The organism is Calothrix sp. CBUCES-K 9914, from assembly GCF_059640475.1.
Genome location: NZ_JBXXZH010000011.1, coordinates 1 through 23938, shown reverse-complemented (window position 1 = coordinate 23938; position 23938 = coordinate 1). Strand labels below are relative to the sequence as shown.

General features: G+C 39.3%; 22 protein-coding genes. 16 read left to right on the top strand and 6 right to left on the bottom strand.

Annotated features, from left to right (window positions below):
* Positions 1-329 precede the first annotated feature (329 nt).
* From AC2JBO_RS04075 to AC2JBO_RS04050, 6 genes are all read left to right on the top strand, one after another.
* Positions 330-662 carry a hypothetical protein gene (locus tag AC2JBO_RS04075; RefSeq protein ID WP_496952348.1) on the top strand — a complete coding sequence of 111 codons (333 nt, stop codon included), beginning with the start codon at positions 330-332 and terminating at the stop codon, positions 660-662.
* 72 nt (positions 663-734) lie between these two features.
* Positions 735-1064, top strand: coding sequence for a hypothetical protein (locus tag AC2JBO_RS04070; RefSeq protein ID WP_496952347.1), 330 nt, complete (start codon positions 735-737; stop codon positions 1062-1064).
* 172 nt (positions 1065-1236) lie between these two features.
* Positions 1237-1578, top strand: a complete 342-nt coding sequence (locus AC2JBO_RS04065) for a hypothetical protein (RefSeq protein WP_496952346.1) — start codon at positions 1237-1239, stop codon at positions 1576-1578.
* Between the two features lie 119 nt (positions 1579-1697).
* Positions 1698-2036 (top strand): hypothetical protein, encoded by a 339-nt coding sequence (locus tag AC2JBO_RS04060; protein WP_496952345.1) that lies wholly within the window; start codon positions 1698-1700, stop codon positions 2034-2036.
* A gap of 114 nt (positions 2037-2150) precedes the next feature.
* The gene (locus AC2JBO_RS04055) at positions 2151-2486 is read left to right on the top strand and encodes a hypothetical protein (RefSeq protein WP_496952344.1); all 336 of its coding nucleotides are present in this window, start codon (positions 2151-2153) and stop codon (positions 2484-2486) included.
* An 85-nt stretch (positions 2487-2571) separates the two neighbouring features.
* A complete protein-coding gene (locus tag AC2JBO_RS04050; RefSeq protein WP_496952343.1) occupies positions 2572-2940 on the top strand; it encodes a hypothetical protein in 369 nt (122 codons plus the stop codon).
* 189 nt (positions 2941-3129) lie between these two features.
* Here the strand turns inward: AC2JBO_RS04050 and AC2JBO_RS04045 are convergent, their stop codons facing one another.
* On the bottom strand, positions 3130-3603 hold the full coding sequence (locus tag AC2JBO_RS04045; RefSeq protein ID WP_496952342.1) for a hypothetical protein: 474 nt from the start codon (positions 3601-3603) through the stop codon (positions 3130-3132).
* Between the two features lie 373 nt (positions 3604-3976).
* The gene (gene mltA, locus AC2JBO_RS04040) at positions 3977-5317 is read right to left on the bottom strand and encodes a murein transglycosylase A (protein ID WP_496952341.1); all 1341 of its coding nucleotides are present in this window, start codon (positions 5315-5317) and stop codon (positions 3977-3979) included.
* A 424-nt stretch (positions 5318-5741) separates the two neighbouring features.
* Here mltA and AC2JBO_RS04035 point away from each other — a divergent pair, with 424 nt between their 5' ends.
* The 5 genes from AC2JBO_RS04035 (at position 5742) to AC2JBO_RS04015 (ending at position 10911) form a co-directional block, all read left to right on the top strand.
* The gene (locus AC2JBO_RS04035) at positions 5742-6740 is read left to right on the top strand and encodes a zinc-dependent alcohol dehydrogenase family protein (protein WP_496952340.1); all 999 of its coding nucleotides are present in this window, start codon (positions 5742-5744) and stop codon (positions 6738-6740) included.
* 74 nt (positions 6741-6814) lie between these two features.
* Positions 6815-8995, top strand: a complete 2181-nt coding sequence (locus AC2JBO_RS04030) for a pentapeptide repeat-containing protein (RefSeq protein WP_496952389.1) — start codon at positions 6815-6817, stop codon at positions 8993-8995.
* 133 nt (positions 8996-9128) lie between these two features.
* Positions 9129-9989, top strand: coding sequence for an Rpn family recombination-promoting nuclease/putative transposase (locus tag AC2JBO_RS04025; protein WP_496952339.1), 861 nt, complete (start codon positions 9129-9131; stop codon positions 9987-9989).
* A 109-nt stretch (positions 9990-10098) separates the two neighbouring features.
* On the top strand, positions 10099-10353 hold the full coding sequence (locus tag AC2JBO_RS04020) for a hypothetical protein (protein ID WP_496952338.1): 255 nt from the start codon (positions 10099-10101) through the stop codon (positions 10351-10353).
* 63 nt (positions 10354-10416) lie between these two features.
* Positions 10417-10911: a hypothetical protein gene (locus AC2JBO_RS04015; protein ID WP_496952337.1), complete on the top strand. Its 495-nt coding sequence runs from the start codon at positions 10417-10419 to the stop codon at positions 10909-10911.
* Between the two features lie 104 nt (positions 10912-11015).
* Here the strand turns inward: AC2JBO_RS04015 and argB are convergent, their stop codons facing one another.
* Complete coding sequence (argB, locus tag AC2JBO_RS04010) at positions 11016-11909, bottom strand: acetylglutamate kinase (protein WP_496952336.1); 894 nt, start codon at positions 11907-11909, stop codon at positions 11016-11018.
* 223 nt (positions 11910-12132) lie between these two features.
* Between argB and AC2JBO_RS04005 the strand changes: the two genes are divergently transcribed.
* Positions 12133-13014, top strand: a complete 882-nt coding sequence (locus AC2JBO_RS04005; protein WP_496952335.1) for a tetratricopeptide repeat protein — start codon at positions 12133-12135, stop codon at positions 13012-13014.
* A 248-nt stretch (positions 13015-13262) separates the two neighbouring features.
* On the opposite strand, the gene AC2JBO_RS04000 is transcribed toward AC2JBO_RS04005, so the two are convergent.
* A complete protein-coding gene (locus AC2JBO_RS04000) occupies positions 13263-13670 on the bottom strand; it encodes a response regulator (RefSeq protein ID WP_496952334.1) in 408 nt (135 codons plus the stop codon).
* Between the two features lie 245 nt (positions 13671-13915).
* Between AC2JBO_RS04000 and gyrA the strand changes: the two genes are divergently transcribed.
* Both gyrA and AC2JBO_RS03990 read left to right on the top strand, forming a co-directional pair.
* On the top strand, positions 13916-16414 hold the full coding sequence (gene gyrA, locus AC2JBO_RS03995) for a DNA gyrase subunit A (RefSeq protein ID WP_496952333.1): 2499 nt from the start codon (positions 13916-13918) through the stop codon (positions 16412-16414).
* 218 nt (positions 16415-16632) lie between these two features.
* A complete protein-coding gene (locus AC2JBO_RS03990) occupies positions 16633-16821 on the top strand; it encodes a CAB/ELIP/HLIP family chlorophyll-binding protein (protein WP_496952332.1) in 189 nt (62 codons plus the stop codon).
* Between the two features lie 299 nt (positions 16822-17120).
* Here AC2JBO_RS03990 and rpoD read toward each other — a convergent pair whose 3' ends face one another.
* Positions 17121-18293, bottom strand: coding sequence for an RNA polymerase sigma factor RpoD (gene rpoD, locus AC2JBO_RS03985; RefSeq protein ID WP_496952331.1), 1173 nt, complete (start codon positions 18291-18293; stop codon positions 17121-17123).
* A 1691-nt stretch (positions 18294-19984) separates the two neighbouring features.
* Between rpoD and AC2JBO_RS03980 the strand changes: the two genes are divergently transcribed.
* Complete coding sequence (locus AC2JBO_RS03980) at positions 19985-21673, top strand: NAD(P)H-quinone oxidoreductase subunit 4 (protein ID WP_496952330.1); 1689 nt, start codon at positions 19985-19987, stop codon at positions 21671-21673.
* A gap of 384 nt (positions 21674-22057) precedes the next feature.
* On the opposite strand, the gene sfsA is transcribed toward AC2JBO_RS03980, so the two are convergent.
* A complete protein-coding gene (sfsA, locus tag AC2JBO_RS03975) occupies positions 22058-22789 on the bottom strand; it encodes a DNA/RNA nuclease SfsA (RefSeq protein ID WP_496952329.1) in 732 nt (243 codons plus the stop codon).
* Between the two features lie 344 nt (positions 22790-23133).
* On the opposite strand from sfsA, the gene AC2JBO_RS03970 reads away from it, so the two are divergent.
* Positions 23134-23938 (top strand): phytanoyl-CoA dioxygenase family protein (locus AC2JBO_RS03970; RefSeq protein ID WP_496952328.1); only part of this gene is annotated, 805 nt, incomplete at its 3' end.

Here is a 23938-nt window from a genome sequence, read left to right as displayed (position 1 = left end):
GCAGTAAGTAGTGTAAGGGAAGAAGTTGATAACGTATTTAGTTACACAAAATAAGTCATACTAACTTCTGACCCATCCGGAATAATACGAGTTAATACTGTAGCTTGAATTATTCTTAGCGAGGAAAACACTGCATTGAAACAGTAATAATACTGAAAAATGCTATTGTTAAGTCACTCAATCTCAAGGTTATAGCTGCTCAAATTCCTATCCCTGATGACTATTGGGTATGAAATTGAAAATGCTTTTTTTTGCCTTTCTACACCTAATATATTTAGCTAAATCAATTAGGTGAATCAAAAACACACAATTAATGAGGTTTATAAATCATGTTGAAGAAGTCTTTTGCTTTAGGTGTATTAGCTGCTTTTGCAATGGCGCCAGCTGCGTTTGCAGGGGATCAAGTTCAAGGAAGCGTAATTACTACAGATATTCAATCGGGTAACGTTGGTACAGGTAACGTTTCGGGCATCGTCAACAGCACTACTGTCAACCAAAACCAATCGAAGTACAGTAATCCTTTCTGTTCGACTGGCAACCAAGTACAAGGAAGCGTAGCAAATAATGCGATTGCAGCAGCAAACGTAGGTTTAGGTAATGTCAATGGTATTGCTAACTCAGCTAACACTAGCCAATCTCAGTATGCTTATGGTTGCCGATAACAGGCGCCATTAATCTCTAATAGCATTTATTCAACAAACAACTAAAACACACAACTAACAAGGACTAAAAACATGTTGAAGAAATCTTTTGCTCTCGGTGTACTAGCTGCTTTTGCAATGGTGCCTGCTGCATTCGCAGACCAAATTCAAGGCAGTACAATTGACAACCAAATTACAACTGGCAACGTAGGCACAGGAAACGTTAACGCCGTTAATAACAATACCAGTGTTGGTCAATACCAAGGTAAATATAAAAGCCCATTCTGCACTTCAGGTAATCAAATTCAAGGCAGCGTAGCAGGCGCAGCCATTAACGCGGCAAACGTCGGTTTAGGTAACGTTAACGGTATTGTTAACTCTGCCAATACAAATCAAGCTCAAAGCGCTGGTTGCTCTTGGTAAGCGGGTCTAGAGAATAGGGCGCTGTACAAGAATAAACGTTCATGGACTATAAATTTCATATGAAGTTTCACATGAATGTTTATTTCAAGGCGCCTCAATTCTCGATTTAAATTCAGATTTATTCAATTCAATCTAAGAAATACTAAGAAACACTGAAAAAGGAATAAAAATTATGTTGAAGAAATCTTTTGCTCTTGGTGTACTTGCTGCTCTAGCAATGGCACCTGCTGCGTTAGCAGACCAAAATCAAGGCAGCGTAAGTAACACCCGAATCACAACAGGTAACGTTGGTACAGGAAACGTTAGCGGGATTAGCAGTAGTACGTATACAGACCAGTATCAAGGAAAAAACAGTAACCCTTTCTGCGCTTCTGGCAATCAAACACAAGGTTCTGCTGCAAACACAGGTATTAGTACTGGAAATGTTGGCTTCGGTAATATAAGCGGTATTTCCAACTCAGCACGCACTATTCAAAATCAAAATGCTAACTGTTCCTTCCCTTATTTTCCGTAAGAGCGAATAATTAGCCAGCAAGACATAGCGTAATTTAAAAAGCTGGTTAGTCGAGTTAATAGACGTTTTGACTTACTTAACTCGACACCAGCAACACACAACTAATTAGGTCTAGAAAAATGGTGAAGAATAAAATCTGCACCTTTGGTTTTCTAGCAGCTGCTCTGATTATAGCTCCTAGCGCAGCATTAGCAAACCAAAGCCAAGGTTCAGACAACACAATGAATCAAGTTACCGTTATTAACGGTTCTGGTAACTCCACTAAAACAAGCGGTACACAAATTAATAACCAGAACCAGTTTCAGTCAGGCGCCTGTTACGGAGGAAATCAAACTCAAAGTTCTGCAAATAACTTAAACCAAGTTGCTCTTGTTAACGGCTACAACAACAAAGTTGATATCGATGCCTTACAAAGAACAGTTCAAAACCAAGTTAACGCATCAAAATACTGCTATTAGTGAGTGCTGAGTAGAAAGTGCTGAGTGCTGAGTATTGAACTACGAACCTCTAACTTTACTCAGCACTCAGAACGAGCGCACTCATCACTCTTTAATTAGTTGAGGATGAACGCCATGCCTGCCAAAAAAATGATGTTTTCGCTTGCTATTGCTGCAATGGTTGCATTACCTGCTGGAATGGCAAATGCTAGTGATGTAGAAATTCAAACGGGCAATGTTGATATGTTGCTTGATGCGAATGGTGGTGTTTTTATTAGAACGGCGCCTGTATCACCTGTAATTGTAAATCCAATTGTAAACCCAAATATTAATAAAAATCGTCGAGTGCGTGTGAATCGGACAAACAATCGGACAAACAATATGAAGTGCCGTAATGTCACACAGCGTAGAAGCTCGTCTACTGGAAACAATCGAATTTTTACCAGTAGCACTACAACTATCTGTAGCTAATGCTTTCTTTAATTTAGTTGGCGCCACCTGAACGGTTACTACTTACCTAAAACAAGAAACAGACAAATTAACAAGGAAATTAACGATGAAACTAAAATTAATTGCACTTAGCGCGCTTTCATTTTCTGCTATCTCAACCTTTATTCCTGGTTTAACTTCTAAAGCTAGTGCGGTTTGCGTTCTTACAGATGTTGGTGTACAAGTTGCAATTCACGGTAAAGACAGCGTTGCTCGTCAAAACAATAACGTTAATCAACAAGCAAGCAATGATTGCTACAACAATAGTGCAACAAATACTGGTGTTCAAGTATATACAGGTGCAGGTTCAGTGAATCAAAACCGTAACAGTTCTCAATACGTTAGCGGTGGCGATAATCCTACTGGTATTAATATGCCACCAATTAAAGTCAATGTACCTGTACAAGTTGATGTACCTGCCTATCCAAAATTTTAATTAACCTTAATGGTAAGATTCCCGACTCCGGAATGCGAAGTCGGGAATCTGAAAGTAAACTTGATTTGTAGCACAGGCGAGACGCCTATGCTACGTTAAGTTTGTGAACCGTGGTTCACATTTATCTACAAACCTTATCACACAAGGGATTGCAGCTATTTTATTTTCCTTTACCCGTTTTTTTGCTTCTCAGTAAGAATATTTTTCAGTTTTACTGGAATAGGCAGTGGAGCGAAACTGTTCTTCAAGTGATGTTCGGGTTTGTAGGTCAGATACAGACCAGATTACAAAATTATTTGGTGCAGTAATAAAGTCCTGGTATCGGTGAGTTACAATTGCGTAGAATTCTTGATACGTAGCACACGCATATTCCACTGCTGATTCAAAATCTTGAATTGGTGACAAACGTGCTTGCTGGAGGACATTTTTATCAACTGCACAAATACTAATTTTTTCTTTTAACCAATCAATAACTAATTGGGCTATTTGTGAATTCTGAAATCTACTTGCATAGGCGCATATCTTTTGCCATCCAAAATCTGTAACGTACATTTTAATTAAAGGTTGTTTTTGATCAAATAATTCACTAATATCTTCTAATAGCTGATTTCTATTCATCAGTACTTCGAGTATTAAATCAGCATCAACTAATATTCCAATCACTGTATAATTCTCCCGATTTAAATACTAACACGTTTATTATGTTTCAGACAGCATTGATAATTTTCAATGCCAGAGAGGTTCCTACATACGATTTATCTACAAATCCAAAAGAACTTATTACAGATTGGCGCCACGAATTATTTACATCCAAGCATCTACATATTTATTGGCTTTTGTCAATCTGAAAAGACAAAAGAACTACGCTCTTGGTTACTAATACTAAGAATATTCGACGAAGTATATCTACTTCAGTTCCTTTCTTAGTAATAATAACTATGTTGAATCAAAGATTTTATGCAGGTTGGATAACAACAAAAATGTGAAGAACATATCAGATATTTTGTTATAGTACTAGCATTGTTTGATTTGTTACTTAAGTTTTAGGTTTAAGCATTAAATAAAATAATTGTCCTTGACCAACGGTAACACCTGCGCGTTCGCCTGCAACCTTACCTGCACCTACAAAATAATCAACCCTACCAGCACCTTTGATGGCGCCACCAGCATCTTGATCGAGTACATAACGACTGACGACACGGTGTTCCATTTGACCTTGAGTATTAGGAAACGGAAGATACGCACGAATTAAAGCTAAGGCGCCTGGTGGCATAAGTGATTTATCGGTAGCAATCGAACGGTCAGTAGTAAGAGTAACTTGAGTCGAACCAGTTGCGGTAACACCATGATTTTCCTTAAAGAATACAAAGCTAGGGTCACGCGGGATATACACATTTAATTCTTGTGGATACTTATGAAAATAATCCAAAATCTTTGGCATTGTCATACCCTCTAAGGGTAATTTTTCATCGTCAGCAAGTGCCTTACCAATGCTTTTATAATTTTGAGCAATGCTGGCTGCATAACCAACCGTAGTTTCAGTACCATCAGTCAGTTGGAGTTTTGCAGAACCTTGTATTTGCATCATATAAGGTTCAAGACGGTCGCGGAACCAAAAAATTTCTAACCCACGTAATTTACTTCTAGAAGCTTGTAAACCATCTGCTCCTTCTAAGTCAACACGTTTTGGATGAGGTCTTTGCCATGATTCGAGGTCAGGTGGTTTACGATAAATAGGGTAACGAAATTCAGCAGTGGGAACACGACTAGCTTCATATACTGGTTCATAATAAGAGGTAAACAGCACACCTCCCTTTTTATCACTACCTATAGATTGATAAACAACAAACTCTTTTCTGACTGCTGTACTAAGTTCTTTGGCAGATTTACTCGTTTGTACCAACTGTCGAAACCGCTGTAAGCTAGCAATCACACGAGCGCGCGTAATGGAAGCTACCGGATAATCTTTATATGCGGCCTCAGCCAAAGGAGTTTGTAAGTACTTTAAACTTTGGTCTATCGACGCTATTAAACCTTTTTGGTCTTTAATTGGTTCGTTTTCACCCCAAATTTGATTATCAAGACACGAAGCATCACCTTCGCAACATGTAACATACGGTCTAGCAACAAGTACTGGGCGCCTTGATGTACTTGGTGTACCTGGTTGACTTTTAGCTTGTTTAGCAGATTGAGGTAAATTCCACTTTTTTAACTGACATTGTTCTGGAGGAAGCGCTAAACGTCCCAATGGTTGTATAAGTAACATATAACTAAGCACAAACACAGGCAAGCTTAAAGCAATAGCAATAAGTATTTTTACTGCCTTTGGGTTAAAAAACTCTTGAAAGTTTGCTCTAGGTTCGCTGGAACTGCTCATACAACTTGCCCGACCTCAAATATAAATTTAAAATTCATTCAGAATTCTAAAGCGTAACGCCTAGAAAATCGACATATTTTTTTAACTTGATAATCTACGTAGAACCAAGACGAAACAGAACGATATACTTATACACGATGGCGCCAAGCTTGATTATCCCTTCTTCAACCAATATTGTTACAATTCGTAATGTTTTGTGGTTAGCTCTCAGGAAGCCATAAACATCTGTTATCAAGTAGCAGCTATTATATTATTATTTCTTAACAGTAAATTTTATTTCTTACATAAAAAAATACATTATCCTTTGATCAAACTAAAAAGAACCAAAATATTTTTCACCGTAGGTTAGGTGTCCCGCCTGACCACTTCACAGGCGAGATGCCTGTGCTACAGTTACACGTGGTGTGCATTTTTGGGGAAAATTATGAAAGCTGTTGTGATGACTGCACCTGGTAATCCGGATGTACTGCAATTACAAGATTTACCATTACCTTCTCCAGGTCGTAGCGAACTGTTAGTTAAGCTAAAAGCTGCTGGTGTTAACCCTATTGATACTAAACTTAGGGGTCGCGGTACTTTCTTCCCTGATAAAATGCCTGCTGTTTTAGGTTGTGATGGTGCGGGTATTATTGAAGAAGTAGGCGCCAATGTAACAAAGTTTCGCGTGGGCGATGAGATATATTTTTGTAATGGTGGCTTGGGTGGACATCAGGGTAATTACGCTGAATATACAACAATAGACGAACGGTTAGCCGCGCGTAAACCTAAACATGCTACCTTTGCAGAAGCTGCTGCGGCGCCTTTAGTATTAATTACAGCTTGGGAAGCTTTGTATGAACGGGCAAGACTTGCGCCAAGTGAACGAGTATTAATTCATGCTGGTGCAGGTGGTGTTGGACATGTGGCAATACAGCTTGCAAAACTTAAAGGCGCTAGTGTTTGCACTACAATTAGCTCACCAGAAAAAGCACGCTATACTCAACAACTTGGTGCCGACTTGGCGATAAACTACAAGCAAACTGATTTTGTGCAAGCAGTATTAGACTGGACGAACGGAGAAGGAGTAGATATAGCATTCGATACCGTTGGTGGAGAAACTTTACAAAAATCTTTTCCAACAGTAAGAGTATATGGTGATGTAGTGACAATTTTAGAACCTGATAAAAATACAGTTTGGAAAGTCGCGCGTAACCGCAATCTTCGTATTGGTTTAGAATTGATGCTCACACCAATGTTACAAGGAATGGTAGAAGCACAACAGCATCAAGCCGAAATATTAGAACAATGTGCAAATTGGATAGACGAAGGTAAACTAAAAATCGACGTGCGTCACCAACTACCCATGTCCGACGCAGCGAAAGCTCATCAGTTACTTGAAACAGGGTCAATCACGGGTAAAATTATTCTACTGACAGAACAATAAAAGATACATTACCGCACTTGACTAACTACGCATTGTTTGACCGTTATCATTCCCAGGTTCTAACTGGGAATTCAATACTTTCTACATTAATAACCTTTGCGCTAACCGCAACTTTATTTTTTATTTCATTGTTTTTTATACCCACTGCCCAAGCTCAATCACAACCAGAACGTACACCGTTAACCTTAGAAATACTACAACAGCGACTTAATAACCCGATTTTGCGTGAAGGGAGTCTCACCGTAGATTTACGGCAAATGACGATAGATTTACGACCAGATAATTCCGCGTTTCGTGATGAATTTTATCAAACGCTACGAAAGGAAATACAAAAAACAGGCGCCAAACCTTTCGGTCTAGATTTAAGTAACTCGTTAATTCAAGGTGATTTTATCGGTAGCGACTTGGGACTGCGAACCACAATTTACCCCCAAGCAATTTCTCCAACTTTTACTCCCAGTGAGCAAGAACAGCTACTCAAGCTGCGCGAGGTATGTCTAAAATCACTCGTTATAGGATTACCAAGTGCAAAAGATTGTCGTTCGTTATTACGTCAAGAACCAAATATATCGACTGATATCAGCGTTTTTCGCTCGGCACTCATCATGCAGCAAACACGGTTTAATGGCGCCGTTCAATTTGCAAATACATTTTTTCTCCAACCAATTGATGCCCAAGGCGCCATTTTTAATCAATCTGTAAATTTTACAGAAGCACGGTTTAGTCGTACTGTCAGCTTTTCTAACGCTAGTTTTCGTAAAGACATTCTGCTAGTTAATAGTATATTTTTTGACAAAGTAGATTTTAAGCAAGCACAATTTCAGGAAGCTACTTATTTTCAAGACAGCAGTTTCTTAGAAAGTGTTAACTTCAAAGACACCAGTTTTCGGTCTTTGGTCAAGTTTAACCGCGCGCGCTTTGGAGGAAATGCTGACTTTTCAAGAGGTAGCTTTATTGGTCAAGTGCAGTTTACCGCAGCAGATTTTAATGAATTCCTTTTATTAACAGAAGTTGCATTCGAGCAAGCTGTAACATTTCGCGAAGCTAGATTTAAGCAACCTGTGACATTAAGAGGCACCAGCATACTTAGTATAGCTGACTTCAGCGACGCTATTTTTGCTCATAGTGCTTATTTAAATGTGTCTGGACTAGCGTTTAACTCAAATAGCGCCAAAATTTTAGGAAATCCTGGCGAAATAGGCAAAATGCTTTATGTGTCTTCTTTACAAGGAAATCAAAACGTATTACGGAATTTAATGCAAAATTTTCGCTCGTTGCAACAAATTAGCGATATTAACCAACTTGAATATACTAAGCAACAATTACGGTTTATAGAATTGAGTCGGAGATTATTCGGCACAAATATAAATAAAGCCTCTACAGAAAAATTAAAAAGTCTAGGTTTAACACAACTGCAAATAGAAGCTATTCTCAACTATCGTCACAAAGAAGCATTTCGCAACCAAAGCGAGCTATTAGAACTACCCGAAATTGACATTGAAACATATATCAAAATACGTGACCAAATTATTGTTGATCAACCTTTATTACTTGGTGGATGGTTATTAACAGCATGGAATTGGCTATTTATTGCTGTTTTGTTATTACTATCTGGTTACGGTACACAAGTTTGGTTAGTATTTGGTGTTGGCAGCATTGTAATAGCATATTTTGGATTATTGTATTGGCTTATCGATAAATTTAGGCGCCTGCGTCCAGTTCCAATAGTTCCAACATGTTATGAAACAAGCTGGATACTAACATCCTATTGTATATTCACATCTATCGGATTACTTGCCATTTTTCGCAACGCTGAACAGCCTTGGTTTACACTAGGGTGTTTAGTATTAATAATATTACCTATATCCTTAACCCTAATAGCTCGACTTTACAAAATAGGACGTTTTCACAACCAAATGGACGTATCCTATTTTACCGAAGATGGCACATTACGCCAGCTACGTTTGTTAATTGGGCGCCTGCCAGTAATTCCCAGAAACCCATCATTTCGTGAAAGATACATGCCGATATTATGGGACAAACGGTGGAATTGGTTGAATTACTACGACTTTAGCCTAAACAATTTAATGCGATTAGGTTTTAATGACATTCGTTTGCGCGATGAATGTCTCCCTGGAATTATATCAAGCTTGGCGTGGTTCCAATGGAGTTTAGGAGTGGGTTATATAACTCTACTCTTATGGACGTTATCACGCACAATTCCTGGCTTAAATTTATTAATTTATTTGAAGTAATTAACTTTGCAGTATAAAATTAGACACATTTTATTAAAAATAATGTTCACCTAAAGATTTGTTATCAATTTATTTCAACAATACAAGAATATTAGATACTGAATCAACCGGGGTCTATAACTTCTCGAAAGCAATGAGAACAGATACAATTTTCTATCAATTATTTCAATTAGTCCCAAGCGTATTGTTTGAACTGATTGGAGAGTCAGCGTCAAAATATGATAGTTACGAATTTTCCTCTAGAGAGGTAAAAGAGCTAGCGTTTCGTTTTGATGGCATATATTTGCCCACAACCAATGATTTGGAAACGCTAATTTATTTTGTTGAAGTGCAATACCGCAAGCAAGATAGCTTTTACTGGGACTTGTTTGGAGAGATAGGTTTATTCAATAGCCAATATCAACCTAAACAGAATTGGCGCGCGGTAGCAATATTTGCCAAAGAGAGCTTTGACCCAGGCCCACTAAGACAGTATCAAGAGTTTTTTGAGAGTGGGCGTGTGTCAATAGTGTACTTAGATAAGCTATCACAATCCTCACCTTCATCCCTTGGGTTAGGAATGATAGAATTAGTACAAGAGCCAGAAGCAAACGCTGGCAACAAAGCTAGAGCATTGGCACAACAAACTAGGCAGCAAGTAACATCCTTTGATGCACAAGAGAAAATCCTAGAACTAATCGATAAAATATTGGTATACAAATTTCCTCAACTAAGTAGGCAGGAGTTAGAGCGTATGTTTAGCTTAAATGACTTAAAACAAACACGGTACTTTCAGGATGTACAACAAGAAGCGAGAGTAGAAGAGGCGCGCAAGAAAATTTTGCAAGTTTTGGAAGCTCGCTTTACCAATGATATACCTTCTAAAATTGTAGAAAAGTTAAATCAAATAGAAGAATCATCTTATCTTGATGAAATTGTAAAAAAAGCCGCTACTGCTAAGAATCTTGCGGAGTTTGGTTCACTTCTAAAACAAGTACCAGATAATCGTGCATAATAGACCATTCATAAAGCACATTTTAAATGGCTAAAATTAATATGTAGGTTGGGTGAAGCGAAGCGCGTAACCCAACATCATTAAGGTTTGTAAGCAGGAGTTAGAGTGTGTGTTTACCTTAGATGATTTGAAACAAACACGGTACTTTCAGGATGTACGACAAGAAGCAAAGGTAGAAAATGCGCGCGAGTACATTTTAGAACTTTTGAAAGTTCGCTTTACCAATAATGCGCCTTCTAAAGTTGTTGAAAAGTTAAATCAAATCGAGGATTTATCTTGCCTTAGCGAAATCCACAAAAAAGCTGCTACTGCAAACAATATTGCTGAGTTTGGCTCATTCTTAGAACAATTAGCGAATAAGTAAAAGCTGAACTTTTCGTGTCTCACTAAAACCCGGTTTCTTTGTTAACTAACTAAAAATAAAATCATGTTTAAAAAACTCTTGAGTCCATGTAGAGGCGCCTACAAAGTATCACGTTTATTAAATTTAACGTGCTTGGTTGGCGCCACATTAGTAGTAGCGTCTCCATCATTTGCCCAAAACTCAACAGTTATTTACCAACACACTACCACTTACCCCCAAGTTACTCAGTACATTTACGGTAGCCCAATTCCTACTTCTTATCCTGTAAGTCCAATTGGAGGACGGAGTTTATTTCCACCTACCAATAGTTTATTTAATCAAAATCCCACAAATAGTTTGTTCCCTAATAATCCTAGTAATAATATTTTGTTTCCGGAAGTTAGGGTATACAGGCGCCCACATGTTAGGCAGTATGTGAATGACTCTACCTTAGTTAATCCAGTATTAGTAAACCCTAATATTCGCAACTCGACTATTATCAACCCAACAATAATCAATAATCCTTATTATCGGCGCCAACCAAGAAAAGGCTCTGTGTTTATGTATAGTTTTCCATAATCAGATACTACTGATATTTTTTACCACAGATAACACAGTAGAGACGCGAGGAACATCGCGTCTCTAACTCTATTAGTAATAATGCATTAGTAGCTACTGATACGTTACGGTGTAAAATGTGACCCAACAAGCATTGTGCCAATACCAACATCGGTAAAGATTTCTAGGAGTAGGGAATGGGGTATGCGACCATCTAGGATATGCGCTGCTTTTACTCCTTGGGCAAGTGAACGAACACAACAATTAACTTTTGGTATCATCCCACCCGCTACAACTCCAGTTCCAATTAAGTCGCGCGCTTCTTGAATATCAAGTTTGGGTATAAGCGTTGATGGGTCTTTATAATTTTCGAGTATTCCGCGCGTGTCGGTTAGTAGTATTAATTTTTCTGCATTGAGTGCGGCAGCTATTTCCCCAGCAACTGTATCAGCATTGATGTTGTAAGCTTGTCCGGTTTCATCCGCTGCAACGCTGGAAACTACTGGTATATAACCATTCTCAACTAAAGTATTAAGTATTGTAACATCAACACTACTTACATCTCCAACAAAACCGATTCCTTCTTGACCTTGAGGACGGGCTTTAATTAAGTTACCGTCTTTGCCACATAACCCGACGGCTTTTCCACCAGCAGTATTAATTAAAGCAACAATTTCTTTATTTACACGCCCTACTAACACCATCTCGACAACATCCATTGTTGGTGCATCAGTGACACGTAAACCATTTTTGAACTGCGCTTCGATACCGAGCTTGTCTAACCAGCTATTTATTTCTGGTCCACCTCCATGAACGACGATGGGACGTAAACCCACACAAGACAGAAAAACTATATCACGAATGACTGTATCCTTGAGTTTACTGTCTTTCATTGCCGCACCACCGTACTTTACTACTACGGTACGACCTGCAAATTGCTGGATGTAGGGTAAAGCTTCACTCAGAACTCTGACGCGCGTTGCTTCGGCTTGTTTGATATATTCGGTATCGTTAACCATTTGGAGGAGCTATATTTTTAATCAGTTTAAGAAAGTTTTTACACTTTCAACAATTTCTCACAAGACGGTATCAAACCTACGCTTCTGTGTTTAAAATTTATTAAAAACTACGGTTTATGAGGGGTAGCGGCGCCTTTCTAGGTAAAATATTGCTGTCGTCAAAGCCGTAGATAGTTTAAGCTAGCGGAAGATTCTTTGATTTTATGGCAATTGAGGCGGTAGTGTGCCTAAAAAAACTGGTTTAATTTCTCTTCTAATGGTTTGTAGCTTGTGGATGTTGCCCAAAAATGCTAACGCACAAGCTTTGATACCACATACATTGCAACTGGATGCAGCGAAACTGGAAAAACAAGGGCTTTCTTTAGCTCAAGAAGCAGCTTCGCTAGGACAGTTTCAGCAGTATGAACTCGCTTTACCACGCGCGCGCTTGGCATCGCAACTCGCATCGAAAAACGATAAAGTCTGGTTTCTTTTGGGCGGGTTGTATTTACAAACGAAAGATTATAATAATGCCATCGCTTCCTTAAGGAAGGCTCAAGGACTCAATCCCAAGAATGCTGACGTTCAGTTTGCTCTGGGTTCCGTCCACTTTCAACAGCAAAAATATCAAGAAGCTGCTGGATTTTACTCTTCAGGTTTAAGATTAAAACCATTAGACCCAGAAGGATTATTTGACTTGGGTAACGCTTATTACATGCTTGGGAAATTACCCGATGCTGTAGCCCAATACAATAAAGCAGTAGCTCAAAATAAAAAATTCTGGCCTGCCATTAACAATATCGGTTTAATCAAATATGAACAAGGTGACGCTGCCGGTGCCATCAAGCAATGGCAAGCTGCTGTCGTGCTAGATAAACAAGCTGCTGAACCATTAATGGCATTAGCTGTTGCATTGTATACCAAAGGCGACCAGCAGCAAGCTCTTGCACTTGGAGAACAAGCATTACGTATCGACAAGCGTTACGCTGACTTAGAGTTTCTTAAACAAAACCTCTGGGGTTCACGCTTGCTCACTGATACCAAGAAATTTGTCTCCATACCTCGCATTCAAGCAGCTATTGAACAAAACTCTAGCCCTGAAGCTAGACAACAAAGACCACAATAAGAGGATGGGAGTGTGGGAGTGCATATTTCTTACGCTCCCACCTTCTCATCTTCCCAATTTTTATTTCCCTATTGCAAGATTACGCACAATATAGTACATATATATTGTAAAGATTAAAAAGCAATAGCTCGACCAACTCTAGTCAAGCTAAAACGAACTAAAAGGTGATATTTTGGGGTAATTCCAAAACGGCTTCTCGGATTTGTTGTATGCATGAAGGGATTTTCCCGTCAATAGCGCAAACATTTTCAAGCTTTGTCGTCTTTAGGCAAAAGTGCCACGATTTGGTCTACAAACTGTTGATGATCAACAACAGGTTTAGAAATGTAGCCATCGGCGCCACTCTGCTTGAGGAAATTCTCACGGTCTCCTTCCATAGCGTGTGCTGTTACCAAAATAATTGGTAAAGACGAAGTTTGTGGGTCAGATTTTAACATTTGTGTAATTTTGATACCATCAACAGACTTACCCTGATAAACGCTTCGAGATAGCGAAACATCCATCAGAATGATGTCGGCATCTCCTGATTGGGCAATTCTCATTACCTCTTCCACGTTTTCCGTGTGTTTAACATCTAAGCCGCCCCGCTTGATCAAAATCTTGGAAAAAACGCGAGCGTTAATCAGATCGTCTTCGACAATCAATACTGTTTTCATAAAAATTTAACGTGTTGGGTGTGGGGGATGACCACCTGCTTTTTGAGCAAAGGTTGAAAGTCTCCTTTTTATCAATCCATATGTTTCTTCTTCCAATACGGATAATACTACTGTTTTTATCCTGTCTTGTATCAAAATTGTGTTGTAACGCTCTGAATACCGCAGTTGCAAAGCCTTACACAGCAACATCCATTCTTCAAAACTAACAGCCTTGTTTGTATAGATTAGATATCAGGTAAAAACTCATGGCGAAACAGTTAAACCTTCTCTCAGCGGGACAGGTAGTCACCACAGCCTTGCACACCGAGATGCAACGGTCTTATCTTGAATATGCCATGAGTGTAATTGTCGGGCGAGCGTTACCCGATGTACGCGATGGCTTAAAGCCTGTTCACCGTCGTATTTTATACGCGATGCACGAATTGGGATTAACACCCGAACGACCTTATCGAAAATGCGCGCGCGTTGTCGGCGATGTTCTCGGTAAATATCACCCACACGGAGACCAATCGGTTTACGACGCATTAGTACGTTTGGTTCAAGATTTCTCCAGTCGCTATCCCTTACTTGCGGGTCACGGTAATTTTGGTAGCGTGGATAACGACCCTCCAGCGGCGATGCGCTACACAGAAACGCGCCTTGCTCCCGTCAGCTATGAAGGGATGTTAACCGAAATTGGCGAAGAAACCGTTGAGTTTATTGGTAACTTTGATAACTCGCAGCAAGAACCAACGGTTCTACCTGCACAATTACCATTTTTGATACTCAATGGTTGTGCCGGTATTGCTGTGGGAATGGCAACGAATATCCCCCCGCATAATTTGAACGAAGTAGTTGATGGGTTAATTGCGCTAATCGACAATCCAGAGTTGCCAGATAGTAAGTTGTTTGAATTGATACCTGGTCCAGATTTTCCAACAGGTGGGGAAATTGTTGGGAATTCGGGAATTCGCGAAGCATATACTACGGGTCGTGGCAGTATAGTTTTACGTGGAATTGCGACAGTTGAGGAAATAGCGGCAACTAGAGGAACGAAGCGGCGAACAGCAATAATTATCACCGAGTTACCTTACCAAGTAAATAAGGCGGCTTGGATTGAAAAAGTTGCCGAACTTGTTAACCAAGGACGGTTGAATGGTATTTCCGATATCCGTGATGAAAGTGACCGTGATGGGATGCGAGTTGTTATTGAACTCAAGCGGGACATTAACCCAACTGAAATACTTCAAGCTTTGTATCATCAAACTGCTTTACAAACTAACTTTGGCGCCATTTTGTTGGCTTTGGTAGACGGTCAACCAAGGCAGTTGAGCTTACGTAATTTATTGCTGGAGTTTTTACATTTCCGTGAGCAGACGTTAGTACGCCGCTATACTTATGAGTTGGGTAAGGCAGAAAATCGCTCACATTTGGTTGAAGGTTTGCTCAAAGCTTTGTCTAATTTAGATGAAGTCATCAGTATATTACGTCAGGCGCCTGATGGGAGCACTGCAAAATTAACTATTGCGAGTCGGTTGGAATTGAGCGAGCAACAAGCTGATGCAATACTGGCAATGCCATTACGTCGTCTGACTAGCTTAGAACAGCAAAATCTCCAGCAAGAGTTTAATGAGTTAAGCGAGCAAATTAACTTATTACGGCGTTTGTTGGGTGACCGTAAAGAGTTACTAAAATCTCTGAAAAAAGATTTTCGTACTCTAAAGCGAAAGTTTGGCGATGAGCGTCGAACGCGAATGGTGACAGAGGAAATTATCGAACCAAGTAAGGGAACAAGAAAAAATTCCTCTGACGAGACAAAATCAAATCTAACTCCAAAGCTTGATATTAAAGTTGAAGACGCAACGCTTGAACTTACCCATCGTGGTTATGTTCGACGTTCTCAACCTAACGGCAAAAAGCCAAAAACTGACGGTAATTTGTCCGAAAATGATTTTATTCTCCAGACGGTAGAAACTCAAACCGATAAGGAGTTACTTATAATTACCAGTGGCGCCAAAGTTTATCCAGTTGCAGTTAGTGATATTCCCCTATCAACGGGAAGGTCAAACGCTCGTGGAACTCCACTAATTACCTTACTTAGCAACACTGCTCAAGGCGCGACCGAAGCAATCATTACCCGGTTTATGCAGCCAGATAACCCTCAACAGGGTGAAATGATTTTATTAACTAAACAGGGACGTATCAAGCGATTATCTTTGACAGAGTTCACAAGCCTTACACGTCGAGGTATCACTATCACTAAGCTCAAAGATGATGATGAACTGTTAGTAACTCAGTTTACAAACCCAGGCGAACAACTTTTATTGGCAAGTTCCGGTGGGCGCCTTTTACGATTTGCAGTCAATGACGAACAACTTCCAGTAATGGGACGCACTGCAATGGGTGTACAAGGAATGCGTCTACGCTTGAACGAAACAATGGCTGGTTGTGTCAGTATGAAAAATACAGCTAGCGTACTGCTGGTTACTCAACTAGGTTATGCCAAGCAAATTGCCCTAAACAGTTTACGAATGGCGAATCGAGGCGATATTGGTACTCAGTTTTGTAAGTTCACCAACAAAACTGATGCTTTAGCTGGAATTGCAATTGCGACGACAGAAGAAGTTGCCTTAATAACTAACCATCAACGAGTTGTTCGTGTTGCGATTGATACTATAGCAACATCCAACCGCGATAGTACAGGTGAAAACATCCTTCAACTTAACCGTGATGAGAAAATAATCTCGGTTATCGAAATACGATAGAGATAATTCAATCTCATGAATCAGCCGTGCAGCATAATTCTCGCGCGGCTGATTTTTTGTGTTTTAGTATACTTAAGTTGGCTGTAATATATTAGTATTTTTTATCACATTCAGTCTCAAGTATGATTTTATTAAAGTTTTGTAACAAAAAAGAAAATATTTGTTATATTTATTTACATAAGACAGTTAACTTTTAATTTTACTTTGGAGTTCCAGTCATGCAAAATACAGCAGCAACAACCAATATCAACGCACCAGTAATTGCAGACCGTAATGCTTGGCGCTGGGGCTTTACCCCACAAGCTGAAATTTGGAATGGTCGTCTAGCAATGATAGGCTTTTTGGCAGCAACTCTAATCGAAATTTTTTCAGGCAAAGGATTTTTACACTTCTGGGGAATTCTCTAAGTCTAAGCTTGGCTACTTAAAATTGATACCCTATAGATGTGATAATACCTGGGAAGATACCTGCCTGTCTTCCCAGGATTTTTACGTAAGTAAATTTATTGTAATATTTCTTAATTAATTTTCAATGTGGTAGGTGGGCACTGCCCACTAGATTGCTATATAAGTCCAGACAAAAAAATTAAGCCTGGAAGAAACAACTCCCAGGCTTTTACCTAATTGAAAGTAGAAGATTGCATTTTTAAGCTCCCGTTAACAAGTGTTAACATCTGTTAACCTGTTTTAGATGGACAAAAATGCTATTAACGAATATACTCTTTTAATACGCTATTGCGGTTGGGGTGACGCAACTTGCGAAGCGCTTTTGCTTCAATTTGGCGAATCCGCTCGCGCGTAACGTTGAAGATTTGTCCGATTTCTTCTAAGGTCTTCATGCGACCGTCATCTAAACCATAGCGTAAACGAAGTACGTCGCGCTCACGAGGGCTAAGGCTATCGAGGACTTTTTCAAGGTCTTCACGTAATAGATTCTTAGAAACTTGGTCTTCTGGTGTTTCACCATCCGATTCAATAAAATCGCCTAATCGAGAATCTTCTTCCTTACCAATTGGGGTTTCTAACGAGATAGGCAATTGCGCTGACTTCGCAATAAACCTTAATTTCTCGATAGTCATTTCCATACGGGTAGCAATTTCTTCCTCGGTAGGTTTACGACCCATTTCTTGAGAAAGTAGCTTAGTTGTTTTCTTGATACGAGAAATTGTTTCGTAGAGATGGACAGGTAGACGGATAGTGCGTGATTGATCTGCAATAGCGCGCGTAATTGCCTGACGAATCCACCATGTAGCGTAGGTTGAGAATTTGTAACCTTTTTCATGGTCAAACTTCTCAGCCGCACGAATCAAACCAAGACTTCCTTCCTGTATTAAATCTTGGAAAGACAGCCCGCGATTCATGTATTTCTTGGCAATTGAAACTACAAGACGCAAGTTGGACTGCACCATCTTATCTTTTGCCCGACGTCCAACGTGCAAACGATACCGGAATTGTGGTAATGTTAACTGTACTGCTTCTGCCCATTCACTATCTCTAGGGTCACGGTCTAGTTGCAGCGACAACCTTTCTCGAATTCGCTCTAATTCAAGTAGGTCAGCAATTTTACGCGCTAATTCAATTTCTTCATCCGCACGAAGTAAACGGATTCGACCAATTTCTTGTAAGTAGAGACGTATCGAATCTTCGGTGTAATGCTTTTTCTTAGACTGTGCCCGACGACGAGATTTAGCGGCTTTTCCAGACTTTGCCTCATCTTCTTCAGATGCTGGTTCTAGAAAATCATCTATCTCGCCTTCATCGTTAAGTAACAAGTCGTCTTCGTCGTCTATTAAAAGTTCCTCTAACTCGAAATCAGGCTGATTTGCTACTTCTAGGTCAGGCTGAAATATATTTTCGAGTACGTTGTTAGCCTGGTTCATGCCGCGTTCCTCATGCTCCTTGCAGAATCAATTACTCAAGGTATTGCAGTTGCTCTTAAATAAATAGAGCGTTAACTGTCATACCTATCATTAGGTTAATGACTAATTTAGCTAAAAAATGTTCAGAAATGCTACATATTTTCATTCAAAAAAATATGTTTATACTTTTCTGAAACTAAGCCCTACTTCGATATATATGCTTTAGGGCTTTTTCAAACTACCGCACACAAATACTAACCACCACTTCTTGATTTCTCAACGAATGGAGTAGTAGCGGCTGTAAAATTGTGATTGGCATTTTTGTTTTCTTAGTTGAAAAAGGATTTTTGTTGCCTTCGCAAAAAATTTGCGGTTAAATTGCCTTTGCAAAAAACATCTTTACTAATGGTAAGTGCGGATATTTTTTCGTCAAGACTTTTTAGATTGTAGCCTGTTTCACAGAAATTGCACTTATTTTGTGTAATATCCATGAATAATTTAAAATTGTCAAAAGCCTGTTATACCAAATAGAAATTTCGAGTGGCAACTGTATACCTCAACTTTTCCAAACACGTATATCGGAGTTTAAAATTCCGGGAAACGCGCTCTTACATGAAAGTTCAAGGTATTTGCCAAAACCTCTATTAACTGGTCAGCAAGCCAAAACTAACCGGAATATAAAGTGCCATACGCTCTTTAAAAATTTTTAGCAGTCTTACATTACACTTCCTTAATTAATATTTTTTGAGTGGAATTTGCTGCTCGGCGCGCAGCAAGAGCGCCATTCCGGTTTGGTATTTCCTCCGAGGTATCTACAGGGTTTGCAGAACAGATGGGTAAAATATTTGGGTTTTCCCTTATGAAACTGCTGGAGCTTACAGTAACCCCGAGCATAGATGCCCAAACAGTAAAGTGGTTACCACCTCCATCGGGCACCTTTTCCCACAAACATGTGCCTGCACGCTTTTTTAAAGCTACAAACACGTAAATTTTGACATAATGAGCCTTATTTCAATCAAGTGGCTCCGCTTGAAGTTGGAACAACCGCACTGTCTGGCGCGGACGTGTAGTCAGAATCAGCCCTAACAGCAGATTAATTTAACTTTAGCTTATTTAATTTTAATCGCACGCGAACGTGCTACTGAAATGTCAGCCCTGTGAGACTTGACAAACTGTTCTTATTGTATACAACGTATTTTAATCAATTCCAAACGGATTTGACACTCAGGACTAATAATCTTAGCCTACTTGATACAAAAATGCATAGTGAGCGCAGGAAATTTAGAGCGCGACTATGCCTACCGACACGAAAATTTTATCTATTTACAGCCAATTACAGCCACTGGCACACTACACTTTTTTAACAGTGGCTTGCTGCAATTTTTAGAACATATATACTGAGTCTCGTGTTATCCCCTGTTTACTTAATACTTTTGAGCATCTAATTGCCAACTTTGAAAACGCAATAGATTGTTATGCTTTGATGACAATATCAAATTAATTCTAGGTATGTTTACCTGAGATTACAGAGTGTTAATTTTTATTAATGATATAGCGCTCAGTTTACGGAAATACTACTTAAGTGCAAATTAAGTACGAAATTGCACTATAAATTAGTGCTATGGATAACTATGGTAAAGACTTATGAACAAAACTTTACAAACTTTAGTAGAATGACTTCATAACAAAAATGAGTATTTTTTCTTATTGACATGATGGCGGAACATTTTCCTTGGCTGACCGCGATTATCTTCTTACCACTAGTTGCTTCGCTTGCAATTCCATTTTTGCCTGATAAAGATGGCAAGCAAGTGCGATGGTACGCTTTAGGAGTAGGTATCGCCGATTTAGTGCTTATGTGCTATGCATTTTGGAGGCACTACGATGCGACTAGTGCGAGATTCCAGCTTGCGGAGAATTATGCCTGGATACCCCAGTTAGGTTTGAACTGGGCTGTTTCCGTTGATGGGTTGTCGGTTCCGCTTGTTCTTTTAGCGGGGTTTGTGACGACACTAGCTATGTTCTCAGCATGGCAAGTTGACCGACGACCACGCTTATTTTACGCGCTGATGCTGGTTTTATACTCGGCGCAAATAGGGGTATTTGTCGCGCAAGACTTGATGCTGTTCTTTATTATGTGGGAAGTTGAACTAGTTCCCGTTTATTTACTTGTTTCGATTTGGGGTGGACAAAAACGCCGTTACGCAGCTACAAAATTCATACTATATACAGCGGCGGCATCTATATTTATTCTTGTAGCAGCCCTTGGAATGGGGCTTTACGGTGGTGGTGATTTGACTTTTGATATCGCCACTCTCGCTTTGAAAGATTATCCAATAGGCTTAGAACTTGTTTTATACGCAGGATTGCTGATTGCATTTGGTGTAAAACTAGCTATTTTTCCGTTACATACATGGCTACCAGATGCTCACGGCGAAGCTTCTGCTCCTGTCTCAATGATTTTGGCGGGTGTGTTGCTCAAAATGGGCGGCTATGGTTTAATTCGCGTCAATATGGAGCTTCTTGGGGATGCCCACATTTACTTTGCACCAGTTTTAGCTATTCTTGGTGTCATTAATATTGTCTACGGCGCCTTGAATTCGTTTGCTCAGAAGAACATGAAACGTCGGTTGGCGTATTCATCAGTATCGCACATGGGGTTTGTGCTGCTAGGTATTGCCTCCTTCACCGACTTGGGGATCAATGGTGCGATGTTACAAATGATTTCCCACGGTTTAATCGCAGCAGTGCTGTTCTTCTTAGCTGGTGTTACATATGACCGTACTCATACAATGATGATGGAAGAAATGGGTGGTGTTGGTCAGGTAATGCCCAAAGTATTCGCATTATTCACCATTGGCGCAATGGCTTCGTTAGCTTTACCTGGGATGAGCGGTTTTGCTAGTGAACTCGCAGTCTTCATCGGCGTTACAAGTAGCGACATTTACAGTTCAACCTTCTGTACCGTTACAGTTTTCCTTGCAGCCGTCGGAGTTATTATCACACCAATTTACCTACTAAGCTTACTCAAACAAGTGTTTTACGGTAATGGAAGCGTACTTAAGTGCGAAATTGGCAGTGATGGTTTGCAAACTTTAGAAACAGAAGATGTTGTCTGCTTTGGTACTGACTGCGTACTCCCAACTAAATCTGTTTACCGAGATGCTAGCCCGCGCGAAGTATTTATTGCCGCTTGCTTCCTAGTACTAATTATTGGTATTGGTTTGTATCCCAAGCTCACAATGCAAATGTATGACGTGAAGACAGTTGCAATTAATACTCAAATTCGCTCTGCTTACACGCAAATAGCAGCATCAAATCCTGGCATTTATGCTCAAAAACTCTTTGCTCCTACAATTACTGAAACAGAAACCGCAACTGTTTTAGGTACTCTAAAGTAAACATTTCAGTAAAAGTCAACCTCGATCTCTAAGTAATGTTAAGCAGTCGTCTTGAAGGCGCCTGCTTTTTTATAAGAAATATGTTGAAAACCCTGACCCTTCAGGATACCGCTGGCGAATGATAGGTTTGACCCCTCAGTATCACGATTTTGCGTCATTTCCGGAAATGTAGAGACCTTACATGTTCGGTCTCTACACGCCTGTTTTCATGAAATGATGGGTACTACCCCCTATTCGCCAGCAGTATCCTTGAGGGCAGGGATGAAAACTAGGTGAAAACGTAAACGTTTTCGTGATGTAATCAGTGTTAAGGTAGTGAATCACCTCGCCTTTAGGCAGGTGAGCGTCAATCAACTTAATTTGTGAGAATTGAGACCTGATAAATCACGTCTCTACGTATGGAACTAAACCTAGGTAGCGAACACCTAGTGGAGTAACCTCAAATAGACAGGGCAATACTTTAACTCCCATAGCATAAGCATTTCTCAACAACTTGCCATACACGGGGTCAGCACTGTCACCGGAAGCAAAAGCTGTACAGTCTCCTCGATTGATAAAATACAGCATTACCGCGCGCTCTGAAGGTAATAATGCCATTAGTTCCCGTAAATGCTTTTGTCCGCGCGTTGTTTCAGTATCGGGAAACAACGCTAATCTACCCGAAGTCCAAGTTGTATTTTTGACTTCAACATAAGTTGGTATAAAAGTATTATTTCCTGTTAATAAAAAATCAATACGACTCTTTTTGTTTATTCCATAAGGTACTTCACCCTTAACAAAAGTATAATTCCCTAGTTCTGGAAATAAATATTGCGAAAGTGCTAACTTAACTATTCGATTTGGTAAAGCTGTATTAATACCCACCCACGTTGGTTCGTTATCGTGTACCTGTATAAGTTCAAGAGTGTAAGCTAACTTACGTGCTTCATTGTCGCTTCTTGATACCATAACTGTACTACCAGGTGTTGAGACTCCTGTCATTGGTCCTGTATTCGGACAATGAGCAGTAACTATTTCTCCTGAAGCAAGTTCGACATCGGCAAAAAACCGCTTATAGCGTTTTACTAAAATACCTGGATATAGAGGTGGATAGCGGTATAAATATTCATCGGCCATTTAATTTTGGGTTTTTGATTTATGTATATTATCTTGTGTAAGAATTTTATCATTTCAAAAATTTTACAAATGTTTTTTTATAAAAAATATTTTTACTTAAAGAACTTTGGTTATATTAAACAGAAATACGTATGAACTAATTAAGTTGGCGTCACTCTATGTTTACTAGTTGTTATATTTAGGTTTTACGATCATTCAGTTGTAGCTTGAAACTCTTTTTAAATCAAAATTCTATAGTTAAGATTAGCATCTTGATACTAACTTTATATTTTTTAGTAAAGAAAAATTTAAATTAAATTATGAGCGATTTTAATCAATAAGTTGGCGAGAGAAAAGTAAAAACTATGATAGACTTTTTCCAGAGTTTTCATATCAAGGTAATTGATTATCTTAATAACGGTTTTAAAGAGCTGATTAGTAATCCTCAATGGTTTATCATGCGACGAATAGGGCGATTTGAGGTCGTCCGTAGATGCAAAACAGGTATTTATAATCATAAAGATGTGCCGGATATCAGCAATAATCAAAAGTCAAGTATTTTTACCAATGTTAATATAGACTATGTGGTTACTAGCCTAGAAAAAGAAGGAATGTATCAAGGTTTACAGCTACCTGAACACATAGTCGAAAACATCTTAGAGTTTGCTAGTAACACAAATTGCTATGCAGGAAAAGACCCGGAACTTGGTTTTCGGTTTCATGAGAAAGACAAAGTGCAAATGTACTACAAGCAAAAAATATTATTGGCTAAATATTTTAATACTGCATCGCAATGCCAAGCGATTCAGATGCTACAAAATGACCCAGTTTTACTAGAAATTGCAGCAAGATATATTAAAGCGAAACCTGTACATATAGCAAATTCGCTTTTCTGGAGTTTTCCTGCGAATGCAACTTTTTTTGAACAGTCAAAAGCAGCACAAGTTTTTCACTGCGACCTTGATGATTATAAGTTTATTAAATTTTTCTTTTATTTGACAGATGTTGATATAAACAGCGGTCCGCATGTTTACATACTAGGAAGTCATAATCGGAAGAAGTTTTACTATCAACTCCTGCGTGGACGCGCGACTGAGAAAGATTTAATGAACTATTATGGCACAGAGAAGGTTGTGTCAATCACAGGCCCGCGCGGTTATGGGTTTGCCG

Excerpts from the sequence above, each read along its gene's own strand:
- gyrA (WP_496952333.1), top strand. The coding sequence starts at position 13,916 with ATGGCGAAACAGTTAAACCTTCTCTCAGCGGGACAGGTAGTCACCACA.
- AC2JBO_RS04025 (WP_496952339.1), top strand. The coding sequence starts at position 9,129 with ATGAGAACAGATACAATTTTCTATCAATTATTTCAATTAGTCCCAAGC.
- AC2JBO_RS04075 (WP_496952348.1), top strand. The coding sequence starts at position 330 with ATGTTGAAGAAGTCTTTTGCTTTAGGTGTATTAGCTGCTTTTGCAATG.
- AC2JBO_RS04070 (WP_496952347.1), top strand. The coding sequence starts at position 735 with ATGTTGAAGAAATCTTTTGCTCTCGGTGTACTAGCTGCTTTTGCAATG.
- rpoD (WP_496952331.1), bottom strand. The coding sequence starts at position 18,293 with ATGAACCAGGCTAACAACGTACTCGAAAATATATTTCAGCCTGACCTA.
- mltA (WP_496952341.1), bottom strand. The coding sequence starts at position 5,317 with ATGAGCAGTTCCAGCGAACCTAGAGCAAACTTTCAAGAGTTTTTTAAC.
- AC2JBO_RS04035 (WP_496952340.1), top strand. The coding sequence starts at position 5,742 with ATGAAAGCTGTTGTGATGACTGCACCTGGTAATCCGGATGTACTGCAA.
- argB (WP_496952336.1), bottom strand. The coding sequence starts at position 11,909 with ATGGTTAACGATACCGAATATATCAAACAAGCCGAAGCAACGCGCGTC.
- AC2JBO_RS04065 (WP_496952346.1), top strand. The coding sequence starts at position 1,237 with ATGTTGAAGAAATCTTTTGCTCTTGGTGTACTTGCTGCTCTAGCAATG.
- AC2JBO_RS03990 (WP_496952332.1), top strand. The coding sequence starts at position 16,633 with ATGCAAAATACAGCAGCAACAACCAATATCAACGCACCAGTAATTGCA.
- AC2JBO_RS04050 (WP_496952343.1), top strand. The coding sequence starts at position 2,572 with ATGAAACTAAAATTAATTGCACTTAGCGCGCTTTCATTTTCTGCTATC.
- sfsA (WP_496952329.1), bottom strand. The coding sequence starts at position 22,789 with ATGGCCGATGAATATTTATACCGCTATCCACCTCTATATCCAGGTATT.
- AC2JBO_RS03980 (WP_496952330.1), top strand. The coding sequence starts at position 19,985 with ATGATGGCGGAACATTTTCCTTGGCTGACCGCGATTATCTTCTTACCA.
- AC2JBO_RS04060 (WP_496952345.1), top strand. The coding sequence starts at position 1,698 with ATGGTGAAGAATAAAATCTGCACCTTTGGTTTTCTAGCAGCTGCTCTG.
- AC2JBO_RS04015 (WP_496952337.1), top strand. The coding sequence starts at position 10,417 with ATGTTTAAAAAACTCTTGAGTCCATGTAGAGGCGCCTACAAAGTATCA.
- AC2JBO_RS04000 (WP_496952334.1), bottom strand. The coding sequence starts at position 13,670 with ATGAAAACAGTATTGATTGTCGAAGACGATCTGATTAACGCTCGCGTT.
- AC2JBO_RS04055 (WP_496952344.1), top strand. The coding sequence starts at position 2,151 with ATGCCTGCCAAAAAAATGATGTTTTCGCTTGCTATTGCTGCAATGGTT.